This is a genomic window from Streptomyces sp. NPDC057136 (genome assembly GCF_042670885.1).
In the GTDB taxonomy this organism is placed as follows: Bacteria; Actinomycetota; Actinomycetes; order Streptomycetales; family Streptomycetaceae; genus Streptomyces.
Map to the genome: position 1 here is coordinate 1 of NZ_JBHUUV010000054.1, position 14301 is coordinate 14301.

The 14301-nt window shown below is 69.1% G+C and carries 16 protein-coding genes and 1 pseudogene; 5 read left to right on the top strand and 12 right to left on the bottom strand.

The features are described 5' to 3' along the window. From ACFT7S_RS35640 to ACFT7S_RS35660, 5 genes are all read right to left on the bottom strand, one after another. Positions 1-1261, bottom strand: a 1261-nt coding sequence (locus ACFT7S_RS35640; protein ID WP_382739678.1) for a heavy metal translocating P-type ATPase, incomplete at its 3' end; no start/stop codon positions are given. 38 nt (positions 1262-1299) lie between these two features. Next, complete coding sequence (locus tag ACFT7S_RS35645) at positions 1300-1518, bottom strand: cation transporter (protein WP_382739681.1); 219 nt, start codon at positions 1516-1518, stop codon at positions 1300-1302. 387 nt (positions 1519-1905) lie between these two features. Further along, complete coding sequence (locus ACFT7S_RS35650; RefSeq protein WP_382739683.1) at positions 1906-2442, bottom strand: NUDIX hydrolase; 537 nt, start codon at positions 2440-2442, stop codon at positions 1906-1908. Positions 2443-2505: 63 nt separating this feature from the next. Beyond that, the gene (locus ACFT7S_RS35655; RefSeq protein ID WP_382739686.1) at positions 2506-2685 is read right to left on the bottom strand and encodes a hypothetical protein; all 180 of its coding nucleotides are present in this window, start codon (positions 2683-2685) and stop codon (positions 2506-2508) included. 196 nt (positions 2686-2881) lie between these two features. Further along, positions 2882-3019, bottom strand: coding sequence for a hypothetical protein (locus tag ACFT7S_RS35660; protein WP_382739689.1), 138 nt, complete (start codon positions 3017-3019; stop codon positions 2882-2884). Positions 3020-3091: 72 nt separating this feature from the next. Here ACFT7S_RS35660 and ACFT7S_RS35665 point away from each other — a divergent pair, with 72 nt between their 5' ends. Next, entirely contained in the window at positions 3092-3607 is a 516-nt protein-coding gene (locus tag ACFT7S_RS35665; RefSeq protein WP_382739692.1) for an NUDIX domain-containing protein, read from the top strand. Between the two features lie 35 nt (positions 3608-3642). On the opposite strand, the gene ACFT7S_RS35670 is transcribed toward ACFT7S_RS35665, so the two are convergent. The 3 genes and pseudogenes from ACFT7S_RS35670 to ACFT7S_RS35680 all read right to left on the bottom strand — a co-directional run bounded on the left by ACFT7S_RS35670 (position 3643) and on the right by ACFT7S_RS35680 (position 5704). Next, positions 3643-4158, bottom strand: a complete 516-nt coding sequence (locus tag ACFT7S_RS35670) for an acyl-CoA dehydrogenase family protein (protein ID WP_382739695.1) — start codon at positions 4156-4158, stop codon at positions 3643-3645. A gap of 59 nt (positions 4159-4217) precedes the next feature. After that, positions 4218-4877 (bottom strand): annotated as a pseudogene (locus ACFT7S_RS35675) (acyl-CoA dehydrogenase family protein); the annotation flags it as partial. Between the two features lie 29 nt (positions 4878-4906). Further along, a complete protein-coding gene (locus ACFT7S_RS35680; RefSeq protein WP_382739698.1) occupies positions 4907-5704 on the bottom strand; it encodes a DapH/DapD/GlmU-related protein in 798 nt (265 codons plus the stop codon). Positions 5705-5925: 221 nt separating this feature from the next. Between ACFT7S_RS35680 and ACFT7S_RS35685 the strand changes: the two genes are divergently transcribed. The 4 genes from ACFT7S_RS35685 to ACFT7S_RS35700 all read left to right on the top strand — a co-directional run bounded on the left by ACFT7S_RS35685 (position 5926) and on the right by ACFT7S_RS35700 (position 8520). Next, entirely contained in the window at positions 5926-6687 is a 762-nt protein-coding gene (locus ACFT7S_RS35685; RefSeq protein ID WP_382739701.1) for a GntR family transcriptional regulator, read from the top strand. 293 nt (positions 6688-6980) lie between these two features. Then, on the top strand, positions 6981-7181 hold the full coding sequence (locus ACFT7S_RS35690) for a hypothetical protein (RefSeq protein ID WP_382739704.1): 201 nt from the start codon (positions 6981-6983) through the stop codon (positions 7179-7181). Positions 7182-7234: 53 nt separating this feature from the next. Then, complete coding sequence (locus ACFT7S_RS35695) at positions 7235-7675, top strand: hypothetical protein (RefSeq protein ID WP_382739707.1); 441 nt, start codon at positions 7235-7237, stop codon at positions 7673-7675. Between the two features lie 236 nt (positions 7676-7911). Then, positions 7912-8520, top strand: coding sequence for a GNAT family N-acetyltransferase (locus tag ACFT7S_RS35700; RefSeq protein WP_382739710.1), 609 nt, complete (start codon positions 7912-7914; stop codon positions 8518-8520). On the opposite strand, the gene ACFT7S_RS35705 is transcribed toward ACFT7S_RS35700, so the two are convergent. The 4 genes from ACFT7S_RS35705 to ACFT7S_RS35720 form a co-directional block, all read right to left on the bottom strand. Beyond that, the gene (locus ACFT7S_RS35705) at positions 8480-8878 is read right to left on the bottom strand and encodes a hypothetical protein (protein ID WP_382739713.1); all 399 of its coding nucleotides are present in this window, start codon (positions 8876-8878) and stop codon (positions 8480-8482) included. The genes ACFT7S_RS35700 and ACFT7S_RS35705 overlap by 41 nt on opposite strands. Continuing rightward, positions 8875-9729: an IS5 family transposase gene (locus ACFT7S_RS35710; protein ID WP_382739716.1), complete on the bottom strand. Its 855-nt coding sequence runs from the start codon at positions 9727-9729 to the stop codon at positions 8875-8877. The genes ACFT7S_RS35705 and ACFT7S_RS35710 overlap by 4 nt, the downstream gene beginning before the upstream one ends. A 142-nt stretch (positions 9730-9871) precedes the next feature. After that, entirely contained in the window at positions 9872-11656 is a 1785-nt protein-coding gene (locus ACFT7S_RS35715; RefSeq protein ID WP_382739718.1) for an RICIN domain-containing protein, read from the bottom strand. Positions 11657-11987: 331 nt separating this feature from the next. Then, positions 11988-14015 (bottom strand): RICIN domain-containing protein, encoded by a 2028-nt coding sequence (locus tag ACFT7S_RS35720; RefSeq protein ID WP_382739721.1) that lies wholly within the window; start codon positions 14013-14015, stop codon positions 11988-11990. Between the last annotated feature and the right edge of the window lie 286 nt (positions 14016-14301).

A 14301-nucleotide genomic window follows, 5' to 3' on the forward strand; every position in this document is an offset into this window, starting at 1 on the left:
CCGTACCGACCATGAGGGCCGTGGGTGTGGCGAGGCCGAGGGCGCAGGGGCAGGCGATGATCAGTACGGCGACTGCGGCGGTGAACGCGGCGGTGAGGCCGGCGCCGTTGCCGAGCCAGAAGCCGAGCGTGCCGAGCGCGAGGGCGATCACGACGGGGACGAAGACCGCGGAGATCCGGTCGGCGAGGCGCTGGGCGGCGGCCTTGCCGTTCTGGGCGTCCTCGACGAGCTTGGCCATCCGGGCGAGCTGGGTGTCGGCGCCGACCCGGGTGGCTTCGACGACGAGCCGGCCGCCCGCGTTGAGGGTGGCCCCGGTGACGGAGTCCCCCACGCCGACCTCGACGGGGACGGACTCACCGGTGAGCATCGAGGCGTCGACCGCCGAGGAGCCCTCGACGACCGTGCCGTCGGTGGCGATCTTCTCGCCGGGGCGGACCAGGAAGCGGTCCCCGACCTGGAGGTCGGAAGTCGCTACGGTCACTTCGCCGCCGTCGCGCAGGACGGTGACCTCCTTCGCGCCGAGCTCCAGGAGCGCCTTGAGCGCGGCGCCCGCCTTGCGCTTGGAGCGGGCCTCGAAGTAGCGCCCGGCCAGGATGAACGCGGTGACTCCGGCGGCCGCTTCGAGGTAGATGTTCCCGGCGCCGTCGCTGCGGCCGATGGTCAGCTCGAAGGGGTGCGTCATGCCGACCATGCCGGCGGTGCCGAAGAACAGCGCCCACACCGACCAGAGGAACGCGGCCGAGGTGCCGACCGAGATCAGTGTGTCCATCGTCGCCGCGCCGTGCTTGGCGTTGGTCCAGGCGGCGCGGTGGAAGGGCCAGGCCGTGTACGTGACGACGGGGGCGGTGAGGGTGAGGGAGAGCCACTGCCAGTAGTCGAACTGGAGCGCCGGGATCATCGCCATCGCGATGACGGGCACGGCGAGCGCGACGGCGGTGACCAGTCGCTGCTTGAGGGGCCGCAGCTCCTCGTCGGCGACCTCCTCGTCGGAGGGGCCGTCCTCGCCACCGCTGTTCGTGGGGCGCTCGGGCTGAGGCTCGGCGGCGGTGTAGCCGGTGGCCTCGACGGTCGCGATCAGCGCGGCGACGTCGATGTCGGCGTCGAAGGTGACCTTCGCCTTCTCGGTGGCGTAGTTGACGGTGGCCTCGACCCCGTCCATCCGGTTCAGCTTCTTCTCGATCCGGGCCGCGCACGAGGCGCAGGTCATGCCGCCGATGGCGAGCTCGACCTGGGCGGCGCCGGCCGTCGTTGGGGTGCTCATGACTGCTGCTCCTCGTTCGGGATGGGCGATCGTGGCGGTCAGGCGCGGTCGATGTAGTCGTATCCGGCATCCTCGATGGTCTCCGCGATGAGCTTGTCGTCCAGCTCGGCGGCGCTGTTCACGGTCACCAGGCCGGTGGAGATCTCGACCTGCACCGTGTCGACGACGTCGAGCTCGCGCAGCGCGCTGCTCACGATGCCCTTGCAGTGACCGCTGTTGACGCCGGCGACCTTGTAGGTGGTGGAGTACGCGGACATGGTGACCTCCCGAGTCTGAAATCAATACCCCTGGGGGGTATCTCTGGAGGCGTGTATACCCCCTTCGCGGTCGTGAGGGCAAGGTGCGCGGTGGGCGAATTAATACGGGTGGGGGGGGTATGCCGGGCTGTGGGAACGTCGCCCGCCGCCTCGCGGGAGGAGCGTGCTCGTCATCCGTGGTGAGGGTGAGCTGGACGTGTCAGCGAATTCCCGCGCGGCCTTGCGGTAGGAGCGTCATGCAACGCCTCCGCGTCACCGCCCCGGCATTTGCCCGCCCACCCGAATTGCCACCCAGGCGTGACCTGGTGTTCGCCGCGTGGTCGGTGGATGCGACAGGCGTGCCGGTCCAGGTCCGCAAGGGCCCGGTTCCTTCTCCGGGCCGGCTGGTCACTCCAGGTCGTTGTGCAGGTAGTTCCGCAGGATGTCGTCCATGCCGTCGGTGAGGGTGCGGGCGAGTGTGCGGCTGTCGGCCCAGCGGTGTCCCATGAGGGCCGAGCGACAGATGCTGTCGAGCTCGTTGGGAGTGACGGCGAACATGAAGACGCGGAGGTCGTAGCCGCTTTCGTGACTGCGGTTGACGTGACCGAGGTAGCGGTCGACCTGCACCGGTGCGTAGCCGTACTGCTCGGACAGGGTGCGGCAGAGGCCCTGGACGACCGTCTCTCCCGCCCGGACACGGCCGGTGGGCAGGTCCCAGCGGGTGATCGTGTCCGAGCGGTGCGCGGGCTGGAGCTCGACGAGGAGGTAGCGGTTGTCGTCCTCGATCAGGGCTGCCGCGGCGAGATCGCTGATGCCGTCCTTGTAGGCGCGGACGGCCAGATCGTCGACCAGCCGGCCGTCGAGGCCGCTGGCGAGGAGGGGCTGTGTCCTCGCGTGTTCCGGCTGCGGCTCGACGCCGTCGTCGATGAGCAGGCCGGATGCCACGAAGTCCTGAACGCTCTGGCCCCGCCTCGTCGCGAGTTCCTGCCGGAACTGCTGTTTGTAGTGCTACTCCTGAGCCCGTTTCACCGCGGACTGCCGGACGTAGTCCGCAAGGTCGATCTTGAGCTCAGCCGCGTGCTCGGTGACGGCTGCCTGTTCGTGCGATGGGAACACCGCCACCACCCCCGACGCCGAGAGGCACGCGTCCGCCGTCGTGTCGTCCCGCTCGAGGTGCGCGTCGGTCATGGCGCCCATGATGCCCGGCCACTGCCCGGCCGGCAGTCGCTTCACCCGTATGAGGTGCGGCAGCGATCCACCGAGTTGTTGTTGCTCACTATCCGCAGATCAGTCCTGTTTGTCCCTCGTCTCTCAGGCCAGTGAAGACCGCGGGTCCGTGAACAGGAGCTTTCCCCCGACGGGCCCGCGGGTGAGGGAGAGGGACTCAGAGGCGGAAGGTCCAATCGGACTCGCGCCAGGTGTCGGCGTTGAGGGTGCCGCGGCCGTCGATGACCTTCGGGGACGTGAGGCGGTGCGGGGTGGTTCTCCTTGTGGGCGGCAGGACTGTCGTCGGCTGGGGCATGGGCATGTTGTTGGGGTGGATGAGGCTGGTTCGCCCTCCGGGGACGGTCTGGTGTGCCTAGGCTCGCTGGGCATGAGTACGAATACTGCTGCTTCGGAAGGCCGACAGGCGGATGAGCTGTCGGGGTACGACCGGTCGCTGCCGCGCAAGCGGGTGGCTGCCGGGGTGTTGTTCTTCGACGGTGAGGACCGGGTGATGCTGGTCGATCCGGTCTATAAGGAGCCGTGGGAGATCCCCGGTGGAGCCGTGGAGTGGGACGAGTCGCCCCGGGACGGTGCCGTGCGCGAGGTCAAGGAGGAACTCGGGCTAGCCTGGGGGCCGGGACGGCTGCTGGGAGTGGACTGGACCGGCCCCCGTCCGGGCCGCAGCGAGGGTATGACCGCCGTCTTCGACGGCGGCGTGCTCAGCCCGGAGGAGGTGGCGGGCATCCGGCTGCAGACCGAGGAACTGCGCGCGTACGAGTTCGTTGGCCTCGACGGGATTCGGGAGCGGCTGATCCCACTGCTGGCCCGCCGGGTGGAGGCGTGCGTCGACGCCCGCCGTTGCGGGGTGACGGTCTATCTGGAAAACGGCGTCGCCATCGGGTGACCGGTCCCGGCCCGTGAGGGCCGGGACCGGCCGGTTCAGGCGACCGCGTGCGTGGGCACCTCCGGCGGGGATGTCCGCGGGCGCGGGAGGGCGGCCCCGGTGACGGGGTTGGTGGTGAGGGTGCGGCCGACGGATCGCAGCAGCGAGTCGTGGATGCCGTCGGCATAGAGCAGGCCGCCGAGGTCGCCGCGGGCCTTGGCCAGCGCCGAGCCGGCCTGGAAGCCGCCCGCGCCGACCAGCAGCGACAGCTCCGCGACCGCGTGGTGGGCGGTGTCGACCGCGTGCGCCTTCACTCCGCGCGACCACACGTCCGCCTGCCCGCTGCCCGCGGCTGTGATCCGGGCGGCGGCCAGGGCCGCCAGCAGGGCGGAGTTCAGTTCGGCGTGGGTGCGGCCGAGTGTGACCAGCGTGGTGTCCCGCAGGCGAGGCAGGATGCCGGTGGCCAGCCGCGCGGTGAGGGTTGCGGTGACCTGGGAGTGGACGCCGGCTGCGGTGCCCAGTGCGGTCGCGGCGACCAGCGGCCGGAAGGTGGCGAAGTGCTCCCGGAACACCGCGAGTCCCCGTCCGGCCCGGCGAGCAGGTCCGCCTCGTCGACGGGGACGTCGGTGAAGGACAGGCTGCCCCAGGCCCAGCCTCCGAGCCCGGCCGGGGTGACGGGGCCGCGTTCCAGGCCGGGAGCGCGGGCATCGATGACGGCCGCCGCGATGTGGCCGTCGGGGTTCTTGAAGAACACGACGAACGCGGCGGATTCCTTCAGCCGGGAGACCCAGCACTTCTCTCCGTTGAGCAACCAGCCGCCGCCCGGGCGGGGGACGGCCCGGGTGGTGATCTCCTGCAGGCGGCTGCCGCCGTGGCGTTCGGTGGCCGCGATGCCGACCAGGTCGCCGCCGGCGAGGCGGGCGGACCAGCGGCGGCGGACCAGGCCGGTGCCGTGCCGAAGGATCATGCGGCCGTGCCCGGGGCCGACCGCGTCGCGCAGGTCCAGGTCGTTGAAGCCGCAGACGAAGGCGGCCAGGGCCTCGGTCAGGGCCGTGATCGTGGGGCTGTCGGTGGAGGTGTGGCCGGCGCGGACGCGCTCGGCCAGGCGCCGGCGGACGGCCAGCAGCCTCGCCGACGGTCCCACTCCGCCGGCCGGGGCGGCGGCCAGGACCTCGGTCAGGTCGCTCTCCAGGCGGTGCAGCCGCTCCAGGTGGCGGTCGCTGAGGTCCGGTAACGCGGGCCGCAGCGGTTCGATCCAGGAGCTGACGCTCTCGGTGCCGTTCATGCTCATCCTTCCCCGTTCCTGCGTTCGTGGGCTGGTCAGGTTGTCTCGGCGTTGGCGGGGCGGACGCGGGCGGGGACGCCGTAGGCGGTCGCGCCGGCCGGGATGTCGCGGGTGACGACCGACCCGGCGCCGACGAGGGCGCGTTCGCCGATGGTGACGCCGGACAGGACCGTGGAGCCGGAGCCGACCTTGGCTCCGGCCTCGAAGCGGGGCGGGACCAGGTCCGGTTCGCGGTCCGGGTCGCGCCAGATGAGGTGCTTGTCGTTGACGGTGCGGATCCCCGCGCCGAGGAAGACGTCGTCGGCGATCACGGTCGCGGAGGTGAGATGCGAGTGGGGTGAGCACCGCACCCGATCGCCGATGCGGCACTCGCGTTCGATGACCAGGAAGTGGCCGAGGAGGCAGTCGCCGCCCAGGCGGGAGAAGCTGCGGACCACAGTGTGGTGGCCGACGGCGGTGTTCGTGTCGATCTCGGTGCCGGCGTAGATGACCGAGCCGGACCGCAGGATGACGTTCGCTCCGATGCGGGTGCGGGCCCTGGCGCCGGAGTAGGTGCGGCCGACCGCATAGCCGAGCTCCGGCTTGCCGGCCACGGCCTGCTCTTCGATGCGGGCGCCCTCGCCGACCTCGACTCCGCCGCAGAGCACCGCTCCGGCGCCGATCACGACGCGGTCGCCGACGCGGATCGGCCGCATGGTGCCCTGCTCGTCCTGCGGCGCGAAGATGGCGCTGGGGCTGATCCGGCAGCCGGTGCCGACCTCCAGCAGCCCTGCGGCCACCAGTTCGCGCATTCCGGACTCGTGCATGCGCGTGGTGCTGTGCTGTTCGTTCACGCGGGCCTCCAGCCGTCTCGTCCGGACGTGCACCGTCCCTCGCCGCCCCGTTTGCGGGCATGGCGAGCAAGCCGGTGGTCCGGCATGAGGGAGAACAAGGGGATGCGCCGACACTGACGACGCATTAGAGCTAGGACTATCGTCTGCGCGGAAGTCCTGCGCGTCAATAGGGCTAGGACTAAGTTGTGCTGGTGACGTACTCGCCTTCTCGAGGAGGATTCATGAACGGCCCCGCCTATCGTCAGGTCGCCGCGGACCTGCGTCAGGCCATCGAGCGGGGGGAGTATCCCGAGGGCGCGGTGCTGCCGAAGATCACCGAGGTCGCCGAGAGCTATGGGATCGCCAAGCAGACCGCCCGCGAGGCCATCGCCGAGCTGGAGGCCGAAGGGCTGGTGGAGGTGGTCCGCCGCCGCGGCACCATCGTTCGGGCCCGGCCCGTCAAGCGGCGTTTGACCCGCAGCCGGCAGGTCTTCCGCGACGAGCGCGGCTACTACTTCGACCCCACCGCCCAGCCCTGGAATGCGCTCGAGCCTCCGACGATCACCTGGGGGCCGGCCCCGCGCGACGTCACCGTCGTGCTCGGCGTCGAGCCGGGCGAGGACGTCCTGATCCGCGACCGGATCATGGGCGATGTCGCCGTCGGCAAGGCGATGCAGCTGGCCACCAGCTTCCTGCCCGCCGCCGTGGCCCGCGGGACCCGGCTCGCCGAACGCGACACCGGACCCGGTGGCATCTACGACCTGCTGGAGGACATGGGCCACCGTCCCCTGGCCTGGGAGGAGTCCGTCGGTGCCCGCATGCCCACCCCGGCCGAGGCCGGGCGGCTCGGCCTGCCCAAGGGCATCCCGCTGCTGCGGATCGTGCGGACGACCACGGGCCCGGACGGGACCGTGCTGGAGGTCAACGACACCCGCATGTCCGCCGAGGCCTTCGAGGTCGGATACTCCGTCACCCGCCACCCCTCCGCCGAACCGCCCCGCTGAACCCACCGCCTTCGTCCCGGCCCGGGCCGGGCCGGGCGGAAGCGGGGAGGTAACAGGTAGGTTCCCACCCGCGTGCGGCCTCGGGGTCCACCCAGGAAAAAAAAAAGTGCTCAACTGTTTGTTCGAGTCGTGCGTGGTCCGGTCACCAGCAAAGGGAGAAGGCCGTGGCGTCGACGAGCCCGCATGGATCGACTTCTATCGTCATGCCCGCCTCTCCGCGGACGCCGCCGAGGTCTTCCGCGACCTGAAGAACCCCCAAGGCCGCCCTGACCTGGAACAAGCAGGCCGCCGCGATGCCGAAGGGGGTGTCCACCCGGTCCGTCGGCATGCGGCTCGCCATCGTCGCAACCGCCCATCTCCAGGCCCGCGACCTCGACCACGGCCTCGGCAACCGGTCCGTCGACATCCTCGCCCGCGTCCAGTCCTCCCGCGTGAAGGACTACGTCCGCGAGTTCGTCCACCGGACCCGCAAGGAACTCGGCGTCGCCGCCTGAAGCACCGTCCTGCAGCCGGCCGGGAGTTGGTGCGGCACGGGCCGAATGCTGCCGTGGAGTCAACGGAGGCCAGTTTCTCGGCGAGAACCGGTCTCGCGCGTTCCTTCTCCGTGGCCGAGGCCCAGCGACTGATGGCCGCGGTGCCGGCAGCCGTGGCCGACGACGTCTGGCGGGCGCGGTGCACCGTCCTGCACTCGCACTTCGCCAGCCATGACAACGTGGGCAAGCACCCGGTAGTCCATAGGGCTGCTGAGGAACAAGCGCGTCTGCTGCGGTCGATGGCGAGGTGCGTGAAGGGCGCCGGGTTCGCCGGGATGTGCTTGGAACTCGCTGCCGATGTGGCGGCCGTCGAGGACAGATTGGCTGAGCTCGGCAGGGCCGGGGAAGCCACCCAGATCCGGGCTCTGATGATCGGTCAGCCGATGGAGTGGGTGGTCCAGGTCTGGCGACTCGCAGACCTGATGGACGAGCTCCAAGCCCGGCAGAAGGCCTGAGGTATGGGCCACCACCGTATTGCGCGTGCTCTGAGAGGTCGTTAAGTCCGTTTCTAGTAGTGGCCTGGTCCGGGTTGGGTGAGGAAGCTTTGGCGTCAGAGGTGGCTGCGGGTGACGTTCATGTCTGGGTCGTCGCATGCACGATCTGCTGGTAGGCGGTGCCTTGGTCGCGAGGGCCGGACCGGGATCGGATATTCGGTTTTCTGCCCGCCCCGTGAGGACACAAGATGGTCCGCATGACTTTGGCCACCCCCATGCTGCACACCGCTCGCCTGCGACTGCGCGCCTTCACCGACGCAGACGCGGACCCCCTCTTCGCGCTGCACAGCAGCACCTACGTGATGCGCTACTGGGACTCCACGCCGTGGAACGAACGGGCCCGCGCCGAGCGCTTCATCGCGATGTGCCGGAAGATGGCGGACGAAGGCACCGGGGCGCGGGTGGCCATCGACCGTGCTTCTGATGGGGCCTTCGTCGGCTGGTGCGGTCTGACCGGATGGAACCCGGACTACCGCAGCGCGTCGTTGGGCTATGTCCTCGACGAGGCGATGTGGGGCCACGGCTATGCGACGGAGGCCGCACACGCCTTGCTGCAGTGGGCATTCGACACACTGGACCTGAATCGAGTTCAGGCCGAGACTGATACGCGCAACGTGGCATCTGCCCGGGTTCTGGAGAAGATCGGATTCGTGCGTGAAGGGACGTTGCGGGAAGACTGCGTGGTGAACGGCGAGGTATCCGACTCGTGGGTGTTCGGGTTGATCAGGCGAGAGTGGCGGCCGTCCCAGCCCGCGAAGTGCGACGTTAAGTCCGTTTCTGGTAGAGACCGCGTCCGGGTTGAGTGAGGAAGCCTTGACGGGTGAGGCGTCCAAGGCGGCTGCGGGTGACGTTCATGGCCGGGTCGTCGGTGCGCATGCCGAGGAGTTCGTGTAGATCACGGACCCGGAACGCCTGATCGGGGTGGGTGTTGAAGGCGTTCACGATGACCTGGTAGGTGGTGGTCAACTCAGGCGGTTCGGGTTCGGTCCCGGTCGGGGCGAGTTCCGCGATGACCTTGCGGGTCGTGACGAGTTCCGCCAGACGCGCCTCGGTCTCGGACAGGTCAGCGTTCAGGTGCTCGATCTGGTCGCGCAGTTCGCCGGCCCGGGTGGCGGCCTCGGCCTGCCGGGCCTGGAGATCTGCCAGGAGTTCGATGACGTTCACGCGGCCGCCACGAAGTCATCGCGCCAGGCTGGTGCAGGCGTCGTGAGGCGGCGGGCCATGTTCGCAGTGGATGCCCAGTAGACGCGTGAGGCGGCATTGTCGGGCCGGTGGTCGTACTCGCGGGCCAGACGCCGGTGCAACATCAATGTGCCGTTGACCTGCTCCACCACCCATCTCTTCGGTTGCGGAACGAAGCCCTTGCCCTGATCGGCGGGGTTGCGGCGGACGACGTCGACGGTGATGTCGAGCATCGCGCCGTGGATGACGACCTCGTCCTTGAACCCCTGGTCCACCAGGGCCTTCTCCAGGCGGTTTCCGCACCGTTCGGCGGCCTGGTCGAGCAGGGCCCTGCCGGCGGCGTTGTCGTGGGCCGAGGCGGCCAGCACGACGACGCCGATGATCAGTCCCAGGACGTCGACGGCCAGTCCGCGCTTGCGGCCCGGAGTCCTCTTGTTCGCGTCCAAGCCCGTCGTGGTCTTCGGGACTCCCGCGGCCGCGCGCACGGATTGCGTGTCGATGACCACGAGGGACGGCTCCTCTAATCGGCGGGCCTTCTCCCGCACCTGGCAGCGCAGCAGTTCCTGGATCTGCTGGTCGAGCCCGTCCTCGCGCCACAGCGTGAAGTAGTAGAACACCGCCGACCAGGCCGGCAGGTCATGAGGCAGATAGCGCCACTGACAGCCCGTCCGGTTCTGGTAGAAGATCGCGTTCACGACGTCCCGGAGATCGCAGCCCCCGGGATCGCCGGTCGCTGACCGTGCGACCCGCTCCTGCTTCCACGCCGTGATCATCGGCTCGATCAACGCCCATTGCTCATCCGCCAAGTCGCTCGGATACGGCTCTCGCTCCATGCAGCGAACCTCGGCATGAACATGCCCACCGGCGAGCCTGGACGGCAACCAGCGCCACGAACGAGTGATCACGAACTAAGAAAGATCGGACTTAACGTCCTCTCAGGTCGCCAACAGAGGCACCGAATGCCCTCAAGGGTTCCTAGCCGGTGACGCGGTGGAAGGTCCATCGCTGGTTGGAGCTGCCGACGTCGCGGTACTGGATCAGCGCGACACCGTCGGCCGTGCTGCCTCCCTTGACGTCGAGCACCTTGCCGCTGTTGCGGTTGACCAGGAGAAACTCACCGCCAGTCTGCGGACGCAGCTGCCACTGCTGACTGGTCCGGCCGTCGGCGGTCGCCTGCACGACCGCCGCGCCGTCCGAGGTCGAGGACCCTGCCACGTCGAGAACCTTGCCGCTGTGGAGGCAGGTGATGGTGTGGTAGCCGTCCGCTGTGGACTGGAAGGACCAGTGCTGGTTCGCTTTGCCGTTCTGAGGCCACTGGACCACGGCGGCGCCGTCCGCGCTCGAGGCATTGAAGACGTCGGCGACCTTGTCGCTGCGCACGCTGACGCACCGGTAGGCCCGGGTGGGTGTGATGGTGTACTGCACCGAGTCGATGTCGACGTGGCCGGTGCCGTTGGGATTGTAGGTGTAGAGGCCGACCCGGTCACCGCGGTAACCGCCCCAGGTGAGCTGGTAGGTGCCGCCGAACGCGGTGAACGCGCTCCCGTCGAGGCTGTAGGAGAACCGGCTGACCCCGTTGACGTCCCATGAGGTGCGTAGCCACACGGCGTTCTGGGTGATCGCCGGGCCGTTGGTCACGGTGCCGCCGACGTTGTGCGCGATCGTGGTGGTGGTGCCGGAGCGGCGGACACCCAGTCCGGCGTAGGTTGCCGCGTAGTGGCACAGCCCGGCGTGCTGGCCGTCGGCGAGGCCGGCCAGGTCGAGGCGGACGGTCACCGTCGCGCCGCCCGCCGTGCGCAGCACCCGTTGGGTGAGGGTGTTCCCGGCCTTGGTCAGGTTGTCGGCCGCAAGCGGTGCGAAGGCCTTCAACCGCAGCTGGCCGGGGCGCTCGGTCAACGACCACCGGTCCGCCCTCGGTTGGTAGTGCCACTCCCACTGCGGCTTGAGGCGGGTGTCGGTGAACGAGTCGCTGGTCACCACGGGGGGCAGCGCGTCGACCGGCAGACCGGGCGTGCCGCCGGCGGGCACCCGGCCCGTCCACACCATGTTGCCGATGCCGTCCGTGCCCACCTCACCCAGGACCGGCCAGTCGTCCACCCAGGTCACCGGCAGCAGGGACAGTACGCGCCCCTCCCAGTCGCCGTGGCCGTGGTGGGTCACGAAGTGCCATGTGCCGTCCGGAGCCTGTACCAGGCCGCCCTGGTTGGGCTCGCGGTCCACCGAGGTGTTGACGTGCTGTAGCTGCCGGGTCTCGAAGGGGCCGTAGAGGCTGGAGCCGCGGTTCATCATGAGCACCCGGCCCTCGGATTTCACCTCGCTGAACAGGTGGTAGTAGACGCCGTCGATCTTGTACAGCTTGCTGGCCTCGCTGCCCGGTGACTGGTGGATGACCGTGGACGGGCCGACCAGCGTCTTTCCGTCCGTGGACAGCTTGTACAGGTGCACCTTGTAGGCGTCGGCGTAGTGCGTGGTGACCAGGTAGCCCTGGCCGTCGTCGTCCCAGAACGGGCACACGTCGTTCCAGCCCGAGGTCCGCCATATGGAGTGCAACGGCTCCCACGGCCCGGTCGGCGACGGGGCCGACGTCATGAAGAAGCCTTCGTCGGGGGTGTTGAAGTAGGTGCCATCCCCCTGGTCACCCCACGTCCCGGCCGGAGGGACGGCTGCCGCCGCCGTGCTCGCCGGCAGCAGGCCCGGCAGCAGGAGGGCCCCGGTGCCGACCGCGGCGAGCCGGCCGAGCTGTCTTCTGGTGATGTCCACGATTCCGTCCTTGGGACTGGGGTGGTTGGGGTTGGTGACGGACCGCCGACAGGCGGCCGTCGAAGGCGATCTCGAAGGTGGTGTCGAAGGCGTTCGGCGCGTTCTTCCAGCGCATGGTGCAGCGGGCCTGACCTTGCCGGTGGGTCCGGGCCGACATGATCGCCACGTCGGCCCGGGCCCGGCCCGTCAACTCGTCACATCAACTGGTCGTCCACGGCCTTCGTGGGCTCGACAGCCTCGGACTCGGACGCGTTCTCGCTGGTCATCGACGCATCTTCCATGATCGGGAGTTACACCGATCGTCGTACAGTCCCTCGCGCTGTCGTGCGGGCTACGACAGGGTCCACTTCTGGTTGTTGCTGCCGTTGCAGGTCCACAGGACCAGCTTGGTGCCGTTGGCGGTTCCCCCGCCGGTGGCGTCCAGGCAGAGGCCGCCGTTCACGTTGGTGATGGTGCCGTCCGGGTTGACGTTCCACTGCTGGTTGTTCTGGCCGTTGCAGTCCCAGGTGACGACCCTGGTGCCGTTGGTCGTGCCACGGTTGTAGGCGTCCAGGCACTTGTTGCCGTAGACCACGAGCTGCTTGCGGGAGGTGTTGTTCCACGACTGGTTCTCACCGCCGTTGCAAGTCCACAGCTGCGCGTCGGTGCCGTTGGTGATGGTGTGGTTGTTGATGTCGAGGCAGCGGTTCGACTCTGCTCCGACCACCTGAGCGCCGTTCGCGCCGGGCAGCGGGCGGACCTCGATGGCGTCGAAGTCCGGTGTCCAGGCGGAGGAGTTGGAGAACGTCAGCGTGTTCGACGAGCCCTTGGCCAGGGAAACCTCGACCGAGATGGTGCCGGGGGTGGTCCAGGAGCCGGTCGGCGGGAAGGACGCCGTGGTGGCCTGCTGTCCGTTGACCTGGAGGACGGCCGTACGGGCCGTGTTGGCGCCGTTGGTGTAGGCGATGTCCACGACCTTGGTCCCCGTGGCGTCGGCCGTGACGTTGTTGAAGCGGAGGGTGTTGGCGGCGCCGTTGCCGACGTTGCCCACCTTGGTGCCGCCGGAGCAGTTGGCGCAGGTGGCGTTGGCCACGGAGCCGGCCTTGGTGTTGGCGGTGGCCTCGGCCTCGTACGTGGAGCTCGCCGCCTCGGTGCCGCCGGTGACCGTGAGCATCACGGAGTCCTTGGCGGGGACGGAGACGGTGTAGCTGGTGCCGAAGCTGCCCACGTTGGAGCGCGTCCAGAGGTTGCGGACCGTGGCGGAGGCGCCTGTCAGGCCGAGGTCGGACCAGCGGACGGTCATGTTCTGCGCGCTGCCCGTGCGGTTGAGCAGGACGACGGCCCGCTTGCCGGTGCCGGACAGGACCTTGCCGTAGACCTGCAGTCCGGTGGTTTCCTCGGCGACCTTGACGCCCTGGAGGCCGCGCGGGTCCTGGTCGACCGCGATGACCTCGGGGTTGGTGAGGATGTCACGTGTCTGCGTGCTCATCGTGGCTATGTTGTTGCCGGCGAGGAGCGGGGCGCCGGAGACGGCCCACAGGTTCATGTGGCTGCGGTTCTGGGCGGCGGTGAAGCCGTCCATGCCGACCATGAGCATGTCCGGGTCGTTGTAGTAGCCGGTGTGCTGGGCCGAGGGGTGCACGTTCGTGTCGAAGTTGGCGAGCATGCTGTCCCACGACGGCGACTGGCCGTGGAAGATGATGTCGGTGTTGGTACGCCACAGGGACGACATGCCGGCGCCCCAGTTCCAGGGGTTCTGCTTGCCCCAGTTGCAGATGGACAGTTTCAGCTCGCGGCCGGTGGTGGCGGTCGCCTTGGCGGCGGCGTCGCTGATGGCCTGGTACGTCGTCTTCGCGTCGAGGCCCTCGACATCGCCGCCGCACCAGTCGACCTTGACGTAGTCGAAGCCCCACTTGGAGAACTGGAGCATGTCCCGCTCGTAGTGGCCCTCGCTGCCGCTGCCGGGCGCGGCCGGGCGGCCCGTGGGGAAGTAGTAGCCGCAGCCGTCCTTGCCCCCGTCGGTGTAGATGCCCGCCTTGAGGCCCTTGCTGTGGATGTAGTCGGCGATGGCGCTCATACCGCCGGGCCACTCGGACTCGTCGATGGTGATGTTGCCCTGGCTGTCGCGGGTGCCCTGCCACCAGCCCTCGTCGAGGTTGATGTACTTGTACCCGGCCTGCGGCAGTCCGGCCGCGACGAACGCGTCGACCTGCGCCTTGATCACGTTGTAGTCGATCTTCGCGGCGAAGGTGTTCCACGAGGCCCAGCCCATCGGCGCCGGGGGTACCGCGACCTGGTTGGACGTCACCGCGACCGGTTCCGCCCGGCCCAGTTCGGTGGCCTGCTGGTGCTGGAGGCCGACCAGGGCGCCGGCGGCCATCGCGAGCACCGCGGTCCGGACGAGGACGGCTCTGCACAGGCGTCTTGTTCGGGGGGTGAAACATTGAAGGCGCATACGGGTTCCTTCCGGGGCATATCAGCCGAACACCGAAGATCGTTCGATATATCGAACAATGCACGGGTTTCCGAACAGGTCTCGCCGAAGTTAGAGTTCCGGTTGCGCAGAAGTCAACGGATCGTTCTGGCTTTTCCGAGGCGTCTTGGTGGTATGGGACATCTGCGACGCACCGAAGGGTGCGTCCGTGTCGATGCGCCAGCAAGGCGAG

Coding starts and splice junctions, on each gene's coding strand:
- ACFT7S_RS35685 (WP_382739701.1), top strand. CDS start 5,926: ATGAACGGCCCCGCCTATCGTCAGGTCGCCGCGGACCTGCGTCAGGCC.
- ACFT7S_RS35645 (WP_382739681.1), bottom strand. CDS start 1,518: ATGTCCGCGTACTCCACCACCTACAAGGTCGCCGGCGTCAACAGCGGT.
- ACFT7S_RS35690 (WP_382739704.1), top strand. CDS start 6,981: ATGCCGAAGGGGGTGTCCACCCGGTCCGTCGGCATGCGGCTCGCCATC.
- ACFT7S_RS35655 (WP_382739686.1), bottom strand. CDS start 2,685: ATGACCGACGCGCACCTCGAGCGGGACGACACGACGGCGGACGCGTGC.
- ACFT7S_RS35720 (WP_382739721.1), bottom strand. CDS start 14,015: ATGGCCGCCGGCGCCCTGGTCGGCCTCCAGCACCAGCAGGCCACCGAA.
- ACFT7S_RS35660 (WP_382739689.1), bottom strand. CDS start 3,019: ATGCCCCAGCCGACGACAGTCCTGCCGCCCACAAGGAGAACCACCCCG.
- ACFT7S_RS35700 (WP_382739710.1), top strand. CDS start 7,912: ATGACTTTGGCCACCCCCATGCTGCACACCGCTCGCCTGCGACTGCGC.
- ACFT7S_RS35710 (WP_382739716.1), bottom strand. CDS start 9,729: ATGGAGCGAGAGCCGTATCCGAGCGACTTGGCGGATGAGCAATGGGCG.
- ACFT7S_RS35665 (WP_382739692.1), top strand. CDS start 3,092: ATGAGTACGAATACTGCTGCTTCGGAAGGCCGACAGGCGGATGAGCTG.